Raw genomic sequence first — 18,156 nt, forward strand, 5'->3', positions numbered from 1 at the left:
CCAGTCATGGACGGACTTCAGATTCTTCCGCTCGCGATCACCATGATGGTCGGGCCGCAGATCATCTCGGCCATCATCTTCGTGACGACGCCGAGAGCGGTACCGGTGTCCCTGGGGTTCCTGGCCGGCATCACCCTCGCGACGACGGCGGGCGTGGCCGTCATGATGGGCCTCGCGGCCGCTCTCGACAACGTCGTCGACTTCGGTGACCCCTCCGACAACGGCTCCGTCGGCCACATCGTCCAGTACGTGCTGGTGGCGCTTCTGGCCGCGGCCGTGCTGAAGAACTGGATCAAACGCGAGAGCGTCGAACCGCCCAAGTGGCTCGGCACGTTGATGAACGCGGACCCGCGCAAGGCGTTCAAGGTCGGGCTGATGGTCATCCTGGTGATGCCGTCCGACCTCGTGATCATGATGACCGTGGGCGTCAACCTGATCCACTCCCACGCGTCGTTCGTCGCGGCGCTGCCGTTCATCGGCTTGACCGTCCTCGTCGCGGCGCTACCGCTGCTGATCCGGATGCTGTTCGGTCATCACGCGGAAGGGGCCATGCCCAAGATCCGCGACTGGACGAACACGCACAGCTGGCTCGTGAACATCATCGTGTGCGTGGTCTTCATCATCCTGATCCTCGCCTGACACCGGTGAACCACATTCAAGTGACAGGGAGACACACCATGACTCAGACGACACATGCACGCCGGTCCTCGTCCCGGTCCCACCAGCGCTCCGCGTCATGGGCCGGCGGGCTGGTGGCGTTCGGCGCGGTCATGTTGATGATCGGAGGGACCCTCGATGTGCTGCGCGGCATCGTGGCCATCGCCGACGACGACATCATCGTCAACACCCCGAACTACGTGTTCAGGTTCGACACGACCGGGTGGGGCTGGATCCATCTGCTGCTCGGCGCCCTGGCCGTGGTGGCCGGCGCCGGCCTCTTCAACGGCCGGACCTGGGCCCGCGCGGTCGGGGTCCTGCTCGCGGGCCTACTCCTCATCACCAGCTTCCTGACCCTCCCGTACTACCCGGTCTGGTCACTCGTCCTGATAGCGGTCTACGGCTTCATCATCTGGGCCCTGTGCACGGCGCAGCCTCGGGGGAGGTGAGGGGCTGGGGGCGTAGGGGTGCCCACTTCTTCCGACGCCTGCTCGCGCGCTTCTTCACCGCCTGAGTCCTCCGGAATGTCGTCTGAGTCCTGCCGGAGCCCGCGGCGGGCGTCATGTCGGCCCCAGGCGCGTCGCGTGCGTCGCGTGGGGTGTGGCCCCTCCGCGGTGAACAGGTACGGGCGGTGCGGGGCAAAACGGCTGCCCCGCGGGGGAAATCGCGGGACACTACGGGACATCCGCACCGAACCCCGAAATGAGGTGAGCCGGGGGTGCGTACACCCGTAAGTGACCCCATGAAGATCGGCCCGTACAAGATAGTGGGCCGGCTCGGCTCCGGAGGGATGGGCTGGGTCTATCTCGGCCGGTCGCCCGCCGGCCGCGAGGTCGCGGTCAAGGTCGCCCGACCGGAACTCGCCGCGGAACCCGAGTTCCGTGAACGTTTCGCGCGGGAGGTCGCCGCCGCCCGCGTGGTCAGCGGCGCGTACACCGCCGCCGTCGTCGACGCGGACCCTGACGCCGAACTGCCCTGGCTGGCCACCCTGTACGTCCCCGGCCCCTCCCTCGCCGAGGCGGTCCGCGCGGACGGGCCCCTCCCCGAGGCCCAGGTGCGCCCCCTCGGCGCCGGGCTCGTCGAGGCACTCCAGGCCATCCACGCCGCCAAGGTCGTCCACCGCGACCTCAAGCCCGCGAACGTCCTGCTGGCGAGCGACGGCCCCCGCGTCATCGACTTCGGCATCTCCCGCGTGGACGGTGCCCCCGGGCTGACCCGTGTCGGCGTCGTCGTCGGCACACCGCCGTTCATGTCGCCGGAGCAGATTCGCGGCGCCGCTGTCGGGCCGCCCAGTGACATCTTCTCCCTGGGCGGCGTGCTCGTGTACGCGCTCACCGGGCGTCCCCCGCACGGCGGCGGGGAAGGGGTGCGGGCCGAGGTCGTACGAGGGAAGCCGCAGCTCGACGGTGTCCCGGAGGGGCTGCGGCCCCTCATCACGCGCTGCCTGGCCAAGCGGCCCGAACACCGCCCGCAACTCGCGGAGATCCTGGCGGAGTTGGTCATGGAGCAGCCCACGGTGGCCGCCTGGCCGCCGCCCCAGGTCGCCCGGACCATCGAGGTGCGGTACGAGGAGCTGAAGGAACGCCACCTGCGGCGCACCACCAGCGAGTCCGTGCCCTCCTGTCTGCTGCTGCACGCCCAGGCGCTGCTGGACGCCGGGTTGACCGATGCCATGGTCGCCGAGGCGGTGGTCCGTGACGGTGCCTGACTCCTACCCGAACCGGGACTCCTACCCCGGCCCCGGCAGGGACTCGTACCCCGGCCGAGATTCGTATCCCAGCCCGGGCCGGGACTCCTACCCCGGCCGTGACTCCCACCCCGGCCGGGACTCCTATTCCGGTCGTGAGTCGTATGCGGGGCGGGCCGAGATCTTCGACCTCGGGACGCACTGGCGGCAACTCGTGCAGAACTGGGTGGCGCGGCGGAATTACCACACGGTCCACGACACCGTGTCCGTCTCCCTGCAATTCGATCTCCGTGAGGCGGGGCGGACGGTCACGGTCAGATTCATGACGACCAAGAAACTCCTCGTCGCGTTCGCCACGGACGGGCATTTCCTGCGGCAGGACCAACTCGCCATCGCCGCCGCCGCTTCGAACGCGTGGAATACCGAACAACTGAACCCCATGCTGTCCGTGTGGGACGTACGGGGGCCGCGTCCTTGCCTCGCCGGGGTCTGTGATCTTCCGCTGACCTGTCGCATCACCCAGGCCGACTTCGATGTGTTGGCCAATGATTGGGTGGAACGGGCGCGGCAGATGTTCAGTCGTTGTCACCAGGTGTTCAAGTTGTAGAAGTGAAACGCAAAGCGATCGACAATTGCCGGAAGTCGCCCGGTGGAATTCTCCAAACCCTTCCGGCCACCCCGTTGCCTGCTCCAGTATGGGACGGGTCTTTCAGGGCCGCGGGGGCGTGCCTTTCAGGCCACGGGGGGTTGGTGCGATGGGTGCCGTCAGGCGTTTGTCCTCTTTCGCTGTACTCATGGGGGTGTTGGTCGCCGCGGTGCCGCTGATGTCACCGGTCGCCGCGGCCGACTCCTGCGGCGACACCTTCGGCGAGAAGGTGACGTGCGGAGGCGATGTGATCTCCCGGGGCGCCGTCGTCATCACACTCGAAGGCCCGCTGGACTTCGAAAAGCTCAGCCAACAGGAGCATGAGAGCCTCAAGAAGCTGTACGAGGACACCAATCCGCTGGTCGTACAGGTACCCGAGGGCATATCGACCGGCGAGGGCGGCACCGCCCTGCTCCTCATGGCCGAAGGCCGTCTCGTGCATCCCGATGCCACTATCGACCCGCTGCCGCCGGAAGCGCGGAGCGAGCTGAGGAACGCCGGGGTCTGTCGCGACGACAACGATCTGTGCGAAACCGTCAAGAACAAGCTCACCGGCAAGCAGTTCATCGACAAGGGGCTCGCCGCCGACCCCGAGACCCACGTCTTCACCGTCGAGAGCGTGACCACCGACCCGGCCACCACCTCCGGCAACCCCAACGACGAGGACAGCAAGAACGGCCGGGGCGACGACGGCAAGGACGCCAAGGACGACACCGCGCAGGCCGGCGGTGGGGACACCGAGGCCGCCGGGGACAGCACCTCCTGGGCCGCTCTCTGGATGGGACTGCTGCTCGTGCTGCTGCTTCTCGCCTTCGCCGTCGTGATCCGCCGCTCGCGCGGCCCCGTCGCCGTCGGGCATCGCACGGCCTCCGGGCGGCTCGCCGCCATGCCACCGGGAGGCGGCGCGCGCCGCCGTGAGCCGCGGCCCGCCGACGGGCGGTCGCCCACCCATGGCGCCGCACGCGGCGGCGACGGGCAGGCCCCCACCCAGGCCGCACACGACGGCGACGAGAGCACCACCCGACTGCGCGTCGCGCCCACCGCGCGCCACGGACGTCAGGTGAGCGCCCGCCCCGCCCACACCCGTACCGCCGTGGTCCGCACCGAACTGCACCCACAGGGCTACGTCGAACTCGACCGGGTGCTCTACCGGGCGGTGTGGGCCGAGGCGGGACGGCCGCCGCCCGCGCCCGGTGGGCTCGTCGACGTCGCCGAGGCACCCGAACGCGACTCCGACGTCCTGTACGCCTTCCCGCCCGCCGCCCGCCACGCCAAGGGCACCCCCCGCTAAGGCACGACACCCGTCACCCCGAGCCCCACACCCACGCCTCACCCGCACGCGTACCGCGCACGAAACGGAAACATCAGGGGGACCAGCGATGCACAGCGAATACCCGCCCACCCTGCCGGCGGAGTACGCCGACATCGAGTTCGAGAACAACGCCCAGCGCATGCCGCTCGTGCTGTGCCTCGACACATCCAGTTCCATGGCGGGCGCGCCGATCCAGGCGCTGAACAACGCGCTCGCCGAGTGGACCCGCGAACTCCACGACGACGTCAGCCTCAGCTACAGCGTGGAGGTCGCCGTCGTCACCTTCGGCGGCCAGGGCGTCGGCGCCTGGCGCGGGCCCCAACTGCTCGACCCACGTACCCGCACGAGTCCCTTCATCCCCGCGCACGCCTTCCAGGCACCGCAGCTGACGGCCGCCGGGGTCACCCTGATGACCGAGGCGCTGGAGCTGTCCATGCACATCGTCGCGGCGCGCAAGGCGGAGCTGCGGGCGTCCGGACTCCAGTACTACCGGCCGCAGATCTGCCTCGTCACCGACGGGCTGCCCACCGACCCGACCGGTCACCTCACCGACTCCTGGCAACGGCTGATACCCGTCCTCGCCGACGAGCAGCGGTCCCGCCGGTTCCGGCTGTACGCCATCGGGGTGGGCGGCATCACGGACCGCGGGGAGCAGGTGCTGCAGGCGTTCGCACCCAAGTTCAACGCGCGGTTGCAGGGATTCCCGTTCCGGGAGCTGCTCCAGATGATGTCCGCCAGCGCCAACGCCGAGCAGAAGGGGGCGGGGGACGAGGTGTTCGAGAAGATCTTCAGCCAGTTCAAGACGCAGCGCCCCGCCTGGGAGGCGTGACGTGACCGTCCCGTCGTGGCGCATCCACGGGCTCAGCGTCGAGGGGTACCGGCACCGGCGGCAGGGCCTGCCCTGCCAGGACGCCTGCGGCTGGGTCGTCACCTCCGCCGTCGCCGTCCTCGCCGTCGCCGACGGCGCCGGGAGCCGGCCACGCTCGGAGGAGGGCTCCCGGCTGGCGGTGAAACTGGCCGCCGAGCACTTCGCGCGGCGGGCCGGCGCGGCCATGGAGGTACAGCCCGGCGAGGCCGTGCACGAGCTGCTGCGGGACGCGTTGCAGGACGTCAGCGACGACTTCCTGGACCGTACGGGCAGTGACGCGCCCGACTTCGCCACCACCCTCACCGTGGTGGTGCTGGCGCCAGGCTGGCTGGGGCACCTGACCGTCGGGGACGGGTTCGTCGTCGTACGGGCCGGGACCGAGGACGGGGAGCGGCAGTTCCATCTGCTGCCGCAGGCGGCGGCGGTCAGCGAGTACAGCAACGAAACGGTGTTCCTGACCTCGCCGGACGCGGCGCGCTGGACGCACACCGAGTGCCTCTCCGACGACGGCATCGACGGAGTGCTGCTCTCCACGGACGGCCTCGCGCAGGCCATGCTCAACCGCACGGCCGGCGGCGCCCAGTCCCCGAACACGTCCTTCGCGGACGCCGTCTTCCGCTCCCTCGACACCGCGCCGGACGACGCCGACGGCAAGCTCGCCGCCCTCCTGCGCTCCGACCGCCTCACCGCCCTGAACGCCGACGACAAAACCCTGCTGCGAGCCGTCCGCACGAGCCGCGGATGACCGCGGAAACCGGCCGGCCCCGGCGGGCCGGCGGCCCGGACAACCACCCACGGCGGTCCGGTCGGTCGACGTCGGCGCGGCTCGTAGGACGGGCGGCGCCGGGGCCGCGGCCGACGCCGGTCCGCCCCAGAGAGCACTCGGAGGTACGGCCATGAGCGGCCGCAGGGTCTTCCTCGACGGCAAGGCGGTCACCCTCGCCGAGCAGCCCCTCAAAGGCGGCGGGCAGGCGGCCGTGTTCCCCGTGGAGGGCGACGCGGGGATCGTCGTCAAGATCTACCGGGACCCGCCGGGCCCCGACCAGGAACGGCGACTGGCCCGCATGCTCACCATGTCCCCGCTGGCCGCCCGCCCCACCGACGCCAACCAGCCGCCCGAGCTGGCCTGGCCGACGGCGATGGCACGCGGCACGAACGGCGAGTTCCTCGGATACGCGATGCGCCGGTTCGGCGAACCCCAGCACGTGCAGCTCGTCGGCCTGTTCACCCGCGTCCAGCGGCTGAAGCTGTTCCCGGACCGGGCCGACTGGCGGTTCCTGCTCGGCGTCGCCTGGAACCTCGCGTTCATGACGGCCCGCATGCACTACGACAACCTCGTCATCGGCGACTTCTCCAGCAGCAACGTCGTCGTCGACGGCAACGGCTTCGTCACCTTCCTCGACTGCGACTCCATCGCCTTCACCGACCCGGCCACCGGCGAGCTGTTCCCCTGCCTGATGCACACCACCGACTACTCGGCCCCCGAGCGGCAGGCCGGCGGCCCCGCCACCCGGCAGAGCGACGACTTCGCCCTCGCCGTCCTCGTCTACCAGCTGCTCACCGCGGGCAACCACCCCTTCGGCGGCGTCCCCCACGAGAGCACCTCCGAGTCGACCGTCAAGGACAACATCGCCGCGAGCATCTCCTACGTCGTCCGCCCCGAGATGGTCATCATCCCGCGCGGCACCGTCGACCCCTCCGTCCTGCCGCCCGAACTCCTCACCCTCGCCAGGGCCGCCTTCGGCCCCGGCGTCCAGACCCCCACCGCCCGGCCCCCGGCCGAGGCATGGCTGCGCGCCCTCGACAAGGAGCGTGGGCAGGTGCGGTCGTGCACGGTACGGCCCCTGCACACGTACGGCTCCCACCTGCCGACCTGCCCCTGGTGCACGCGGGTCTCCGTGACCGGGCACGACGTGTTCAACGGACCCCGACCGGCCCAGGTCCCGGGAACGCCGCCCACACCGGACCAGCCCCCGTCCCCGTACGCCGGCCTGAAGGTGCTGGGCGTGGTGCTCGCGGTGGTGCTGCTGATCGTGATTCTGGCGAACATCGGCTGAGTGCTCAGCCGGAGCGGTCCTCCAGGTACCGGGTGTGCGACTCCTGCCGCCGGGCCTCCGTGTCGCGCAGGGCCGCCGCCAGCCGCTGCAACTCGTCGTGCAGCAGGGTCAGCTGGCGTTCCAGATGGCGCTCGGGGGGTTCCGTGCCCGGCGTCAGACGGGTCCACCAGCGGGTGCGGACGTAGGTGTCGACGGCCTCGGGCACGTCCTGCCGCACCGCCCGCGACAGCGTGTGGAGGCCCTCGGGGTCCTGGCCGAGGAGCTCGGCGACCCAGCCGGGGTCGAGGAGGGCCGTCAGCAGCTCCGTCAACTCGGTGAGGCGCCCGGCGGCCGCGGGCGGCAGCTCGATGCCGGCGAGGTAGCCGCCCAGCCGGGCGAAGTCGGCGCGGACCTCGTCGAGCTGGGCGGACGGGTCCGGGAAGTCGGGCACCGGCGGGCGCTCCGGCGGGGCGAGCAGCGCGCCCGCGCCGTACAACCCGGCGACCACGACCGGCCAGTACGGGCCCGCGAGCCCCGCGAAGGTCAGTCCGAGCCCCGCCACCCCGAGGACGCTGCCGGTGAGGTTCTTGCGGGACTCGACGTACGCCATGAACCTACTGGTAGCCACGGATCTCCTCGAAGGCGCCGTCCAGCGAGCCCTGCTGGGCGTCGAAGAGGCGGCCGCCGGTCAGGTCGGCGATGTGCTCCAGTTCGTCCCTGTCGGAGTCGCCGAAGAGGATCGGGAAGACGGGGACGCGCTGCTCGGCGGCGGGCAGCCCCTGGTAGAAGGCGTCGAAGTCCGCGGGGCTCGCGCCCTCGGTGTTCTCGCCGTCCGTCATCAGCACGATCGAGGTGAACGTGTCCCGGTCGGCGGCGCCGAGGTGCTCGTACGCCTTGCGCAGCGAGGTGTAGATGGCGGTGTCGCCGGAGGCGGAGAGCCCGCGGGTGTCGGCGCGGATGCCGTCGAGGCCCGCCTTCGGGTCCGACGGCCGGACCACATGGGTCCGCACGCTCTTGACCCCCGACCCGAACGGCATCAGCGTGACCTCCTCCCGGTCCCGGAAGTCCCCGGTCAGCTCGGTGAGGGCCTCCTTCAGCCGGTCCAGGCGGTCGCCCTCCATGGAGCCGGAGGTGTCGAGGACGTACACGGTCCTCGACGGGCGGCGCAGCTCGTTCTCGTACGCGTCGAGGAGTCCGTCGGCGACGGAACGGCTGCCGGGGAAGGGGAGTTCACGGCGCCGGGTGGTGTCGAGGCCGGCGGCCGGGCGGACCGAGGGGACGACCGGGCGGCGCAGGGTCTTCTCGGTGATCAGCCGCTGGGTGTCCGGGGCGCGCAGGGCGTCGGTGAGGCGGCGTACGTCGTCGCGGACGTCCTTGCCGGTCGACGCGAGGGAGGAGAGCGGGTAGTCGGCGGTGACGACCCCGTCGCGGGGGCGGATCACCGTCAGGTCCTTCCGCGCCTTCAGCACCGACTCGTAGTTGAGCAGCGCGTCGACGTCACCGCGCCGGTCGTAGGCCGCCGCCAGCCAGCCCGACGAGCCCGACGTCAGCTTCTGCCCCTGGAAGAACTCCTTCAGCCGGGGCGTCGCCCGCGCCACGTCCGCGTCGGTGAGCGCGGCCTGCGCGTCGGAGAGCCCGGAGGCCACCGAGACGAGCGTGGAGAAACCGGAGTTGGAGCGGGCCGGGTCCGTCATGCCGTACGTGAGGTCGCCGTCCGCGACGGCCTTCTCGATGTCCGACCAGGAGACGCGGTCCGGCTTCCAGCCCAGCTTCCGCGCGGTCGCCTCCTTCACACCGATCGCCACCGGGCTGGACATCACCGGTGTCTCGGACACGACCTGCTTCGCCGCGTCCGGGCGCAGCCGCAGATAGTCGTTGGACGACAGCCAGACGGCGTCGTACACGTCCTTCGCCCGGCCCCCGGCGAGCAGTTCCACGGCGTCCAGGGTGCCCATGTAGGTGGGCCGCACCCGGAGGCCCGTGTCCTTCTCGACCCGCTCCAGCACCGGCTTCATGTCGGCGAGTTCACTGGAGGCGAGGACGCGCAGGGTGCCGGGGACGTAGGTGTTCGGATCGGAGGGGGTGCCGGTGGCGGTCGTGCATCCGGCCGCCGCCAGGGCCAGGGCGAGGGCCGCGGCGGTGCCGCGGGAGGCCGAGAGGGTCCGTCTCATACGAGGCCACCCCCTTCGAGGGCGCCCTGCGAGCGGCTGCGCTCCAAGTGGCGTCCCGCGTGCTGGAGTTCGGCCGTCAGGGACTCCACCGTCGCGGCCATGGTCTCCGTGGCCTGCGCCTTGTACGTGTCGATGGTGTCGAGGGTGCGGTAGATCTGCTGGAAGGCCGAGCGGAGCGTCTCCGCGCCGACGGCCGGGTCGGCGGCGATGCGCTGGATCTCGCCGCTCTGGGTGGCGAGCATCTCGGCGTTGCCGCGGACCAGGTCCTCGGTGGTGCCGCGCAACGCGTTGACCTGGTCGACGACCTTGCGCTGTGTGTCGAGGGCGGAGGCCAGCATCACGGAGATGCGCAGCGCCGAGACCGTGGTCGTGGCGGCCCGGTCGACGCCCTTGATCAGTTCCTCGTTGTTGCGGCGGACGACGTCCATGGCCAGATAGCCCTGGGCGCAGACGGCCAGCTGGGTGAGCAGGTCCTGGTGCTTCTGCCGGACGGGGAAGAGGACGTCGGCGCGCAGGGTGTCGGCCTGCTGCGGGTCGGCGGCGGCGATGTGCGCCTCGACGGCCGTGTCCAGGGCCTCGGTCAGGACCACGTACTCCTGGAGCTTGCCCATGGTCTCCCACAGGCGGACCCGCTCCGTCTGCAACGCGGCGCTGTCCCGGCGCAGTTCGTCCTGTCCGCCACGCAGTGACCCCACGATGCGGTTCAGGGTGCCCTGCGCGGTGGCGTACTTGGCGACGTGGTCCCGCAGCCGGTTGCCGCCCGGCAGCCGGGACAGGAGCTTGCGGCCCTTGCCGGTGGGCAGGTCCCGCGGGTCCAGGTCCTCGACCACGCGCCGCAGTTCGACGAGCGAGCCGGCGACCTGCGACTGGGCGTCCCCGCCCTTGTCGGGCAGGCTGCGGACGGTCCGCTCCAGCATGCGGTTGGACTGTGCGGCGGCGGTGCGCATCTCGCCCGCGCCGAGCGCCGCGATCTCCCCGACCTTCCCCGCGAACTCCGGCGACCGGGCGTCGAGCGCGGCCAGCGAGCGGACGTACTCCTCGGCCTTCCTGGCCATGTCCGACCGTACGGACTCCTCGACCGGCACCAGGCCGCCGGCCTTCTCCCGGGGTACGGCCGCGACCGGCTCGGGCGGGGTGAGGGTGAAGCTGTCTTCCGTTGTCATGAGTGGTGTTCCCCCGTGGTTCAGCGGCCCCGCGCCCGGCGCGCCATCTCGTGCAGCACCTCGGAGGTGGGCACGGGCGCCTGCCGGACGGTGAGCCGAGGCGTCAGATACGTGGTGAGGCCGGCCGTCGCCGCCGTGAACTCCTTCGCCGAGCCCTGCGGCCGGAACCCGTGCCGGGCCGCCAGGCGGCGCAACTCCGGGTCCGTGCCGAGCAGTTCACCGAGGGCGCGGCCCTCGTCGGTGACGGGTACGACGGTGTGGTCGCTGTTGACGGTGGTGTCCGGGTAGAGGACGACCAGGCCGTCGACCTTCTGGCCGTCGGCGAGCAGCGCGGCGACCTGGGACTCGTAGACGAGGACGAGCGGATTGCCGACTCCGCTGACGAAGTCGCGGAACGCCGCGTCGCTGCTCGGCTGCTGAGCGCCCTGGACGCTGATCAGCTCGTGCAGGAGGGGCGCGGTCCTCTTGATGTCCGCCTCGTTCGCGACGACCCGTCCGTCGTTGGCGACGTTGGAGGCCGCGGCGAGATAGAGGGCCCCCGAGCTGGAGCTGGTCGGGTCGGTCGTGGCGATGTAGAGCAGCCCCGACAACTCGCCGTACCTTTCCGACCCCTTGAGCTGCTGCCAGGTGCGGCCGGCTTCGGCCGCCTTCAGGTAGGCGTCCATGTCGAGCACGCCGCGGTCCTTGTCCAGCGTGGCCAGCCCGTTGCGGCTCAGCACCTCGGCGGCGCCCCGGTGGGCGACCACGACGAGGGGTGAGTAGAAGGGGCGGGGCAGCGGTTCGCGTACCCGGTACTTCTCGGCCAGTTCGTCGGCGGGGGCCTTGCTGGAGGGGAAGGCGAAGTCGTACCCCTTCAGGTCCAGCCCGTCCATGGCCCAGGAGCCCGATGTCTCCGTCTTCACGGTGTAGCCCTCGGCGGCCAGGGCCTTCACCACCTCCGGGTCGGCGAAGAACTCGGCCTTCTCCGACCCGATCACTCCTCGCACGGTCTTCGTTGCCGTGCTCGTGTCCCCGGTGTCCCGGCCCGCCACGACGGCTGCCACCACGCCGCCGATCAGCAGGACCGCGAGGACGATCCCTGCGATGCGTCTCACACCCGGGAGCGTGCTCCCGGAACCCGACGTTCCAGGGCGGCAGGGGTGAACACGGGGTGAAGCCGCCGTCCCGGAACGCAACCGGAACGGGCGCCGCCGCTCCGGGGGAGGGGGAGGGTGGCTACGAGGGGGAGGGGTGGGGGCGTGGTCGGTGGGCGTGGTGGGGCGCCCGCGCCTCACGGGCCCGTCCCGGTGGTCACCCTCGGGGGGCGGGGAGCGGGAAGTTCCGCTGGCGAGGCCGCCACGGTGTTCGGCGTCGGGCCGGGGGCCGCGAGGCCGGGGCGCCCGCGTCTCACGGGCCCGTCCCGGGGGTCGCCCTTGGGGGTCGGGGAGGTCCGCAGGGGCGAGGCTGCCGCGCGGTGTGCGGGGCGTGTGGCGGAGCGGTCGTGGTGCGGGGGCTGGGGCTGCGTGGCGGGGCGGTCACGGGGTTGGGGCCGGAGGCTTGTGGCGCCCGGTCCGCGCGTCGCTGCGGGTGCACGCGGACCGGGGCCGTCTGGGGCGAGCCGGGGCTCGGGGGTGTGCCGTCGGCTCGGGGGTGTGCCGGGCCCTACGTCAGTGGGAGGCCAGCTCGCGGTCGGCGAGAGGCTCGGCGGAGGTGCGGGCGTCGACGCGCTCGGCGGCGGCGTGGGCGTCCATGCGCTCGGCGGCCAGGATCGCGGCCGCGGTGTCGGCGCGGGAGGCGGCCACGACGAGGGCGCGCCCGGCGAGGGTGTGGGCGCGCCGGTGGAGCCCGGCGGCATCCCGGTCGCGTCCGCCGGCCGACGCGGAGGAGCGGACGGGCGGAAGGCCGCCGCGCAGCCGGGCCACCTGCTCGGACAGCCGCTCGGCGGCCGTGTCGAGGTCGGCGGTGGGGGTGAGCGCACGGAGCTCGTCCGTCGTCGCGAGCAGGGCGGCCAGATGGCCGGCGAGCTGGATGTCCAGCTCCTCCTCGCGCGAACGGTGCGGGAAGTCGGGCGAGGTCGTCGCGGCCATCGTGTGGACCGACTTGGTGCGGATCGGCTCGTACATGGGATGGCCTCCAAGCTCGCTCTCGGAGAACCAGCCTACATTAGATTACGTCTAAAGTTGAGCGAGGTCCGGAAGTCTTCCTGAGGTGTGCCTCACGGCTGGCCGTACCCGTCCAGGAAGTTCCCGATCCGGGTGATCGCCGACCTCAGATCGGCCACGGTCGGCAGGGTCACCACACGGAAGTGATCCGGCTCGGGCCAGTTGAAGCCGGTGCCCTGGACGACCATGATCTTCTCCTGGCGGAGCAGGTCGAGGACCATCCGCCGGTCGTCCTTGATCTTGAAGACGTCGGGGTCGAGCCGCGGGAACAGATACAGCGCCCCCTTCGGCTTCACGCACGACACCCCGGGGATCTGCGTCAGCAGCTCGTACGCGACGTCCCGTTGCTCCTTCAGGCGCCCGCCCGGCAGCACCAGGTCGTTGATCGTCTGGCGTCCGCTGAGCGCGGCGACCACGCCGTGCTGCCCCGGCATGTTGGCGCACAGCCGCATGTTCGCCAGGATCGTCAGACCCTCGATGTAGGAGTCGGCGTGCGCGCGCGGGCCGGAGATCGACATCCATCCGACGCGGTAGCCCGCGACCCGGTACGCCTTCGACATGCCGTTGAAGGTCAGCGTCAGCAGGTCCGGGGCCACCGAGGCGGTCGGGGTGTGCGTGGCGCCGTCGTAGAGGATCTTGTCGTAGATCTCGTCCGAGCAGACGAGGAGGTTGTGGCGGCGCGCGATGTCCGTCAGCCCCCGGATCATCGCCTCGTCGTACACCGCGCCCGTCGGGTTGTTGGGGTTGATGATGACGATCGCCTTGGTACGGTCGGTGACCTTGCGCTCGATGTCCGCGAGGTCCGGCATCCAGTCGGCCTGCTCGTCGCAGCGGTAGTGCACCGCCGTGCCGCCGGACAGCGAGACCGCCGCCGTCCACAGCGGATAGTCCGGGGCCGGTACGAGCACCTCGTCGCCGTCGTCGAGCAGGCCCTGCATCGCCATGACGATCAGCTCGGAGACGCCGTTGCCGATGAAGACGTGTTCGACGTCCGTCTCGATGCCGAGGGTCTGGTTGTGCATGACGACCGCGCGGCGCGCCGCCAGGAGGCCCTTCGCGTCGCCGTAGCCATGGGCGGACGACACATTGCGGAGGATGTCCTCCAGGATCTCCGGCGGGCATTCGAAGCCGAAGGCGGCCGGATTGCCCGTGTTCAGCTTGAGGATGCGGTGACCGGCAGCCTCCAGCCGCATCGCCTCCTCGAGCACCGGGCCCCGGATCTCGTAACAGACGTTGGCGAGCTTGGTCGACTGGATCACCTGCATGTCCGTGAGCTTACGACCCGGTAACGGCTCGTGGGTCGTGTTTTCCACCACGTGAGACCGCCGCTATGCGGCGAAATGTTCCTCCGCTGTCCCTGAGCGCCACTCCTCCCTAGAATCCGCCCCCAGGTCCGACCGCCCCCCACACGGTTTCAGGGCACGCGAGATGAAGAGAAGAAAAAACGATGAATGGGGCGAATCGGGTGAACGGGGCGAACGGGGTGAGCGGTGTGGATCGGGACGGTGAGACCGCCCAGGAGCCGCCGAACGTCTACCACCCGCTCGGCGACCCCGACGCGGCGCCCGCCTACGAGGCCTTCCCCGACCCCGCCGCCGCCCACGGCTGGCAGAACGCCTACGACGACACCGTGCAGCTGGACGCGGTCGTGCTCGACGACCTCCGGGGGACCGTTGGCGCAACGGGCACCCCGCCCGCCTCTGGGGCGGCCGGGTCAGCGGGTGCGGCTGCGGCCGACGTGGCGTACGCGGCCGGAGCGGACGGGCAGGCCGCCCGGTACGCACCGGACGGTCCGTCCCCCCTCGGTGGCGTGGACCCCGGCGGACGTCGCGCCCGGCCGTCCGGCGGCCGTCGGGCCACGCTCGGCCGCCGCCGCGCCCGGCGGCGCGGGGCCCTGATCGCGGGCGGGGTCGCCGCGGCCGTGATCCTGGGTGCCGTGGCGGCGGGACTCGCGGGTGTCGGCTCCTCGGACGAGGAGGGACCGAGCGGTCCGGCGACCAAGGAGTCCTCCCCGGCGGGCGGCCGGTCCGGCGGCGGGGGAGCGGCCACGCCGTCGGCCCAAGCGTCCTCCGCCACGACGGAGCCGGCATCGCCGTCCGCCTCCCCGACCGAGACCTCCGCGGAACCGTCCCCGTCCGCCACCGGCTCCGAGACCACGGCCCCCACCCCGACGCCCACACGCTCCACCACCGCCCCCACCCAGCCCTCCCAGACGACCGCCCCGGGCCGAGGCAACTCCGGCGGCAACCAGGGCCGGGGGCAGGGCGCGACGAAGGGGCCGAGGTAGACGGTCGGGTCGAGCTCGTCGGCTCGGGCGGCGCCGCAGGGGGGCGACCGGGAGGGATGTGGTGTATCGGGTGTGCCCCATGGGGCAGGGGTGCGCCCCACGGGGCCAAGGGTCGCGGCTGACGTATCCACAAAAACCGCCCCACCCTTGCCCGTTGTAACGCCCGCGACTGAAGCCCTGATCCCCGCCTGCCGCCTGCCGCCTGCCGCCTGCCGCCTGCCGCCTGCCGCCTGCCGCCTGCCGCCTGCCGCCTGCCGCCTGCCGCCTGCCGCCTGCGTGTCGACCCGGTGGACGCCCAACTGCCTCACCAACGACCGCCTGCCGGCAACTGCCTTTCAATGACCGTCTTACCGGCAACTGCCTTACCGGCGACCGTCTTACCGGCGACCGAGACGCCCCCCACCCCACATCACCGCATCCCCGCCCGAACCCCCGCCACCTCCCGCCATCCCCCTGGCCGAACCGCATCCGGCCGGAACCAAGTCCTTGCTCGGTCGTCACACCGCCCTCACAATGCGCATGACAAACTGCGGTGGCCGGAAGATCTCCTGTCACTCACGTAGCAAGAGAGGGACCCCCACATGAGAAAGCCTCTCGTTGCCGCGCTGTTCGCCCTGGTGATCACCGGGGCAGGCGCGGCACCGGCGGTCGCGGCACCCCAGGCCGCGCCGGAGCCCGCGACGGGGACCGTGAAGACGGCGGTCGGCAGTGTCGTGGTCGCGGCGAACAAGGCCGTGGCCGACGCCGCGTCCCGGGTGGCTCCGGCCGACTCCGCGGTCCAGGCCGTGAACTTCGCGGGCACCGTCTCGCTCAGCAACTGCTCCGGCTCGGTCGTGCGGATGCCGGACGCCGAGGACGACGACCCGGCCCTGGTGATGACCAACGGCCACTGCCTGGAGACCGGCTTCCCCAACCCCGGTGAGGTCCTCGTCGACCGGGCCTCGACCCGCTCCTTCGGCCTCCTCAACTCGGCGGGCACCCGCGTCGCCACCCTCCGCGCCAACCGGATCGTGTACGGCACCATGACCGACACGGACATGGCGCTGTACCGGCTGACCACCACGTACGGGCAGATCAAGTCCTCGTACGGGATCAACGCGCTGGTCTTCGACACGGCCCGCCCGGCCGTGGGCACCGACATCACCGTCGTCTCCGGCTACTGGAAGCGGACGTACGCCTGCGACGTCGACGGCTACGCGTACCGCCTCAAGGAAGGCGTGTGGACCTGGAAGGACTCGGTCCGCTACACCTCCGCCTGCAAGACGATCGGCGGCACCTCCGGCTCGCCGGTGCTCGACAACGCCACCGGCAAGGTCGTGGCCGTCAACAACACGGGCAACGAGGACGGCGGGCGCTGCACCGACAACAACCCGTGCGAGGTCGACGCGAACGGGACCGTCACCGTCCGCGAGGGCATCAACTACGGGCAGCAGACCTGGCACGTCCCGGCCTGCTTCGGCGTCGACAGCAAGCTCGACCTGACCCGCAGCGGCTGCATACTCCCCAGGCCGTAACGCCCCAGGGCAGTCATCGTGACGCCGCGCCCTCTCAGCGGGCGCGGCGGACCGCCCGCCCTGCCAGGACGTCCGTCCGCCGACCGTCCTCGATCGCGAAACGGCCGTCGACGAGGACGTACGGGATGCCGGTGGGCGGGGTGCGCGGCGCCTCGTACGTCGAGCCGGCGGCGACCGTCGCCGGGTCGAAGAGGACGAGGTCGGCGCGGTACCCCTCGCGGACCAGCCCCCGGTCGGGCAGGCCCAGCCGGGCGGCGGGGCGCGAGGTGAGGTGGGCGACGCACTCCTCCAGGGACAGCACCCCCAACTCCCGTACGTACCGGCCCAGATAGTGCGGGAACGTGCCGTACGCGCGTGGGTGCGGCTTGGCGCCGCGCAGGATGCCGTCCGAGCCGCCGGTGTGCACCCGGTGCCGCATGATCGCCCGTACGTTCTCCTCGTGGCCCACGTGCTGCAGGATCGTCGACCCCAGCCGGTCCTCGACGAGCAGCCGCCGCGCGGTGACCCACGGGTCCTCGCCGCGCGTGTCGGCGGACTCCTGGACCGTCCGGCCGACGTACGACGCCAGCGCCGGGTCGGCGACCCCCGAGATCTCGACGGTGTCCCACGCGACGGGCACCCCGTGGCAGCCGTCGGCGCCGACGACCTCCAGCTCGTGCCGGACGCGTGCGGCGGTGTCGTCGTCCTCCAGTCTCGCCAGGACCGCCTCCGGGCCGCCCTCGCCCGCCCAACTGGGCAGCAGCGCCACGAGGGTCGTGCAGCCGGGGGTGTAGGGGTAGGTGTCGAGGGTGATGTCGGCGCCGGCGGCGAGCGCGTCGTCGAGGAGCGCGAGCAGCTCGGGGGCGCGCCCCTTGTTCACGCCGAAGTTCATGGTGGCGTGGGCGAGATGGAGGGCGCAGCCGGCCTCGCGCGTGAGGGCGATCATCTCCTCGTACGCCCGGAGCGCGCCCGCCCCGTACGAGCGGTGGTGCGGGCAGTAGTAGCCGCCGTACTCGGCGACCACCCGGCACAGCTCGGTGAGCTCCGCGTCCTCGGCGTACATGCCCGGCGTGTACGTCAGCCCCGACGACATGCCGACGGCGCCCTCGCGCAGCCCGTCCGCGACCAACTCCCGCATACGATCCAGCTCTTGAGGTGTGGCCCCCCGGTTCTCCCACCCCATGGCGAGCATCCGCACGGTGCCCTGCGGGACGAGGTACGCGGCGTTCACGGCGATGCCCTCGCTGTCGAAGCCGTGGTCGAGGCGGTCCAGGTACCCGCCGACCGAACGCCAGGTGAAGTCGATGTCCTCGCCGTAGCCGTTCCAGCCGGTGATCGCCCGCCGCACCTCTTCGAGGGTCCGGTCGTCGACGGGCGCGTACGACAGCCCGTCCTGTCCGATGACCTCCAGGGTCACCCCCTGCGCCAGCTTCGCGGTGTGCTCGGGGTCGCGCAGCAGGGCGAGGTCGCTGTGGGCGTGCATGTCGACGAAGCCGGGCGCGAGGACCAGCCCCTCGACGTCCAGCTCCCGCCGGGCGGACGGCCGCTGGCACCCGGCCGCCGCGGCCTCCTGGACGATCGAGGTGATCCTGCCGCCCGACACGACCACGTCGGCGCGGTAGGAGGGGCCGCCGGACCCGTCGACGACCTCGGCGTCACGCAGGACGACGTCGTCCATGTCTGCCACCTTTCGGG

The 18,156-nt window shown here is 71.7% G+C and carries 17 protein-coding genes; 10 read left to right on the top strand and 7 right to left on the bottom strand.

The window, feature by feature from the left end; genetic code table 11:
* Positions 1–6: 6 nt before the first annotated feature.
* The 8 genes from ACZ4Z3_RS09890 to ACZ4Z3_RS09925 all read left to right on the top strand — a co-directional run bounded on the left by ACZ4Z3_RS09890 (position 7) and on the right by ACZ4Z3_RS09925 (position 7,227).
* Positions 7–639: a GAP family protein gene (locus tag ACZ4Z3_RS09890; RefSeq protein ID WP_468500495.1), complete on the top strand. Its 633-nt coding sequence runs from the start codon at positions 7–9 to the stop codon at positions 637–639.
* A gap of 38 nt (positions 640–677) precedes the next feature.
* Positions 678–1,106, top strand: a complete 429-nt coding sequence (locus ACZ4Z3_RS09895; protein WP_468500496.1) for a DUF7144 family membrane protein — start codon at positions 678–680, stop codon at positions 1,104–1,106.
* Positions 1,107–1,375: 269 nt separating this feature from the next.
* Positions 1,376–2,365 (top strand): serine/threonine-protein kinase, encoded by a 990-nt coding sequence (locus tag ACZ4Z3_RS09900; RefSeq protein ID WP_468500497.1) that lies wholly within the window; start codon positions 1,376–1,378, stop codon positions 2,363–2,365.
* Between the two features lie 301 nt (positions 2,366–2,666).
* Positions 2,667–2,951 (top strand): hypothetical protein, encoded by a 285-nt coding sequence (locus tag ACZ4Z3_RS09905; RefSeq protein ID WP_468500498.1) that lies wholly within the window; start codon positions 2,667–2,669, stop codon positions 2,949–2,951.
* Positions 2,952–3,138: 187 nt separating this feature from the next.
* The gene (locus ACZ4Z3_RS09910) at positions 3,139–4,281 is read left to right on the top strand and encodes a hypothetical protein (protein ID WP_468500499.1); all 1,143 of its coding nucleotides are present in this window, start codon (positions 3,139–3,141) and stop codon (positions 4,279–4,281) included.
* Between the two features lie 88 nt (positions 4,282–4,369).
* Complete coding sequence (locus ACZ4Z3_RS09915) at positions 4,370–5,131, top strand: vWA domain-containing protein (RefSeq protein ID WP_468500500.1); 762 nt, start codon at positions 4,370–4,372, stop codon at positions 5,129–5,131.
* A gap of 1 nt (position 5,132) precedes the next feature.
* Positions 5,133–5,915: a PP2C family serine/threonine-protein phosphatase gene (locus ACZ4Z3_RS09920; RefSeq protein ID WP_468500501.1), complete on the top strand. Its 783-nt coding sequence runs from the start codon at positions 5,133–5,135 to the stop codon at positions 5,913–5,915.
* A 151-nt stretch (positions 5,916–6,066) separates the two neighbouring features.
* Entirely contained in the window at positions 6,067–7,227 is a 1,161-nt protein-coding gene (locus ACZ4Z3_RS09925; RefSeq protein WP_468500502.1) for a hypothetical protein, read from the top strand.
* A gap of 4 nt (positions 7,228–7,231) precedes the next feature.
* On the opposite strand, the gene ACZ4Z3_RS09930 is transcribed toward ACZ4Z3_RS09925, so the two are convergent.
* From ACZ4Z3_RS09930 to ACZ4Z3_RS09955, 6 genes are all read right to left on the bottom strand, one after another.
* The gene (locus ACZ4Z3_RS09930; protein WP_468500831.1) at positions 7,232–7,816 is read right to left on the bottom strand and encodes a hypothetical protein; all 585 of its coding nucleotides are present in this window, start codon (positions 7,814–7,816) and stop codon (positions 7,232–7,234) included.
* Between the two features lie 4 nt (positions 7,817–7,820).
* On the bottom strand, positions 7,821–9,377 hold the full coding sequence (locus ACZ4Z3_RS09935) for a substrate-binding and vWA domain-containing protein (RefSeq protein ID WP_468500503.1): 1,557 nt from the start codon (positions 9,375–9,377) through the stop codon (positions 7,821–7,823).
* Complete coding sequence (locus ACZ4Z3_RS09940; RefSeq protein ID WP_468500504.1) at positions 9,374–10,540, bottom strand: toxic anion resistance protein; 1,167 nt, start codon at positions 10,538–10,540, stop codon at positions 9,374–9,376. The genes ACZ4Z3_RS09935 and ACZ4Z3_RS09940 overlap by 4 nt, the downstream gene beginning before the upstream one ends.
* Positions 10,541–10,560: 20 nt before the next feature.
* Positions 10,561–11,634 carry a substrate-binding domain-containing protein gene (locus tag ACZ4Z3_RS09945; RefSeq protein WP_468500505.1) on the bottom strand — a complete coding sequence of 358 codons (1,074 nt, stop codon included), beginning with the start codon at positions 11,632–11,634 and terminating at the stop codon, positions 10,561–10,563.
* Positions 11,635–12,186: 552 nt separating this feature from the next.
* Positions 12,187–12,642, bottom strand: coding sequence for an SCO4983 family protein (locus tag ACZ4Z3_RS09950; protein ID WP_468500506.1), 456 nt, complete (start codon positions 12,640–12,642; stop codon positions 12,187–12,189).
* Between the two features lie 92 nt (positions 12,643–12,734).
* The gene (locus tag ACZ4Z3_RS09955) at positions 12,735–13,946 is read right to left on the bottom strand and encodes a pyridoxal phosphate-dependent aminotransferase (protein WP_468500507.1); all 1,212 of its coding nucleotides are present in this window, start codon (positions 13,944–13,946) and stop codon (positions 12,735–12,737) included.
* Positions 13,947–14,173: 227 nt separating this feature from the next.
* Here ACZ4Z3_RS09955 and ACZ4Z3_RS09960 point away from each other — a divergent pair, with 227 nt between their 5' ends.
* Together ACZ4Z3_RS09960 and ACZ4Z3_RS09965 are read left to right on the top strand one after the other, a co-directional pair.
* Positions 14,174–14,968 carry a hypothetical protein gene (locus tag ACZ4Z3_RS09960; protein ID WP_468500508.1) on the top strand — a complete coding sequence of 265 codons (795 nt, stop codon included), beginning with the start codon at positions 14,174–14,176 and terminating at the stop codon, positions 14,966–14,968.
* Positions 14,969–15,549: 581 nt separating this feature from the next.
* The gene (locus ACZ4Z3_RS09965; protein WP_468500509.1) at positions 15,550–16,482 is read left to right on the top strand and encodes a trypsin-like serine peptidase; all 933 of its coding nucleotides are present in this window, start codon (positions 15,550–15,552) and stop codon (positions 16,480–16,482) included.
* A gap of 34 nt (positions 16,483–16,516) precedes the next feature.
* On the opposite strand, the gene ACZ4Z3_RS09970 is transcribed toward ACZ4Z3_RS09965, so the two are convergent.
* Complete coding sequence (locus tag ACZ4Z3_RS09970; RefSeq protein ID WP_468500510.1) at positions 16,517–18,139, bottom strand: N-acyl-D-amino-acid deacylase family protein; 1,623 nt, start codon at positions 18,137–18,139, stop codon at positions 16,517–16,519.
* Positions 18,140–18,156 lie beyond the last annotated feature (17 nt).

The sequence above is a fragment of the Streptomyces sp. NPDC030296 genome (assembly GCF_055572815.1).

Coding starts and splice junctions, on each gene's coding strand:
- ACZ4Z3_RS09890 (WP_468500495.1), top strand. CDS start 7: ATGGACGGACTTCAGATTCTTCCGCTCGCGATCACCATGATGGTCGGG.
- ACZ4Z3_RS09895 (WP_468500496.1), top strand. CDS start 678: ATGACTCAGACGACACATGCACGCCGGTCCTCGTCCCGGTCCCACCAG.
- ACZ4Z3_RS09905 (WP_468500498.1), top strand. CDS start 2,667: ATGACGACCAAGAAACTCCTCGTCGCGTTCGCCACGGACGGGCATTTC.
- ACZ4Z3_RS09910 (WP_468500499.1), top strand. CDS start 3,139: ATGGGGGTGTTGGTCGCCGCGGTGCCGCTGATGTCACCGGTCGCCGCG.
- ACZ4Z3_RS09915 (WP_468500500.1), top strand. CDS start 4,370: ATGCACAGCGAATACCCGCCCACCCTGCCGGCGGAGTACGCCGACATC.
- ACZ4Z3_RS09925 (WP_468500502.1), top strand. CDS start 6,067: ATGAGCGGCCGCAGGGTCTTCCTCGACGGCAAGGCGGTCACCCTCGCC.
- ACZ4Z3_RS09930 (WP_468500831.1), bottom strand. CDS start 7,816: ATGGCGTACGTCGAGTCCCGCAAGAACCTCACCGGCAGCGTCCTCGGG.
- ACZ4Z3_RS09935 (WP_468500503.1), bottom strand. CDS start 9,377: ATGAGACGGACCCTCTCGGCCTCCCGCGGCACCGCCGCGGCCCTCGCC.
- ACZ4Z3_RS09940 (WP_468500504.1), bottom strand. CDS start 10,540: ATGACAACGGAAGACAGCTTCACCCTCACCCCGCCCGAGCCGGTCGCG.
- ACZ4Z3_RS09950 (WP_468500506.1), bottom strand. CDS start 12,642: ATGTACGAGCCGATCCGCACCAAGTCGGTCCACACGATGGCCGCGACG.
- ACZ4Z3_RS09955 (WP_468500507.1), bottom strand. CDS start 13,946: ATGCAGGTGATCCAGTCGACCAAGCTCGCCAACGTCTGTTACGAGATC.
- ACZ4Z3_RS09965 (WP_468500509.1), top strand. CDS start 15,550: ATGAGAAAGCCTCTCGTTGCCGCGCTGTTCGCCCTGGTGATCACCGGG.
- ACZ4Z3_RS09970 (WP_468500510.1), bottom strand. CDS start 18,139: ATGGACGACGTCGTCCTGCGTGACGCCGAGGTCGTCGACGGGTCCGGC.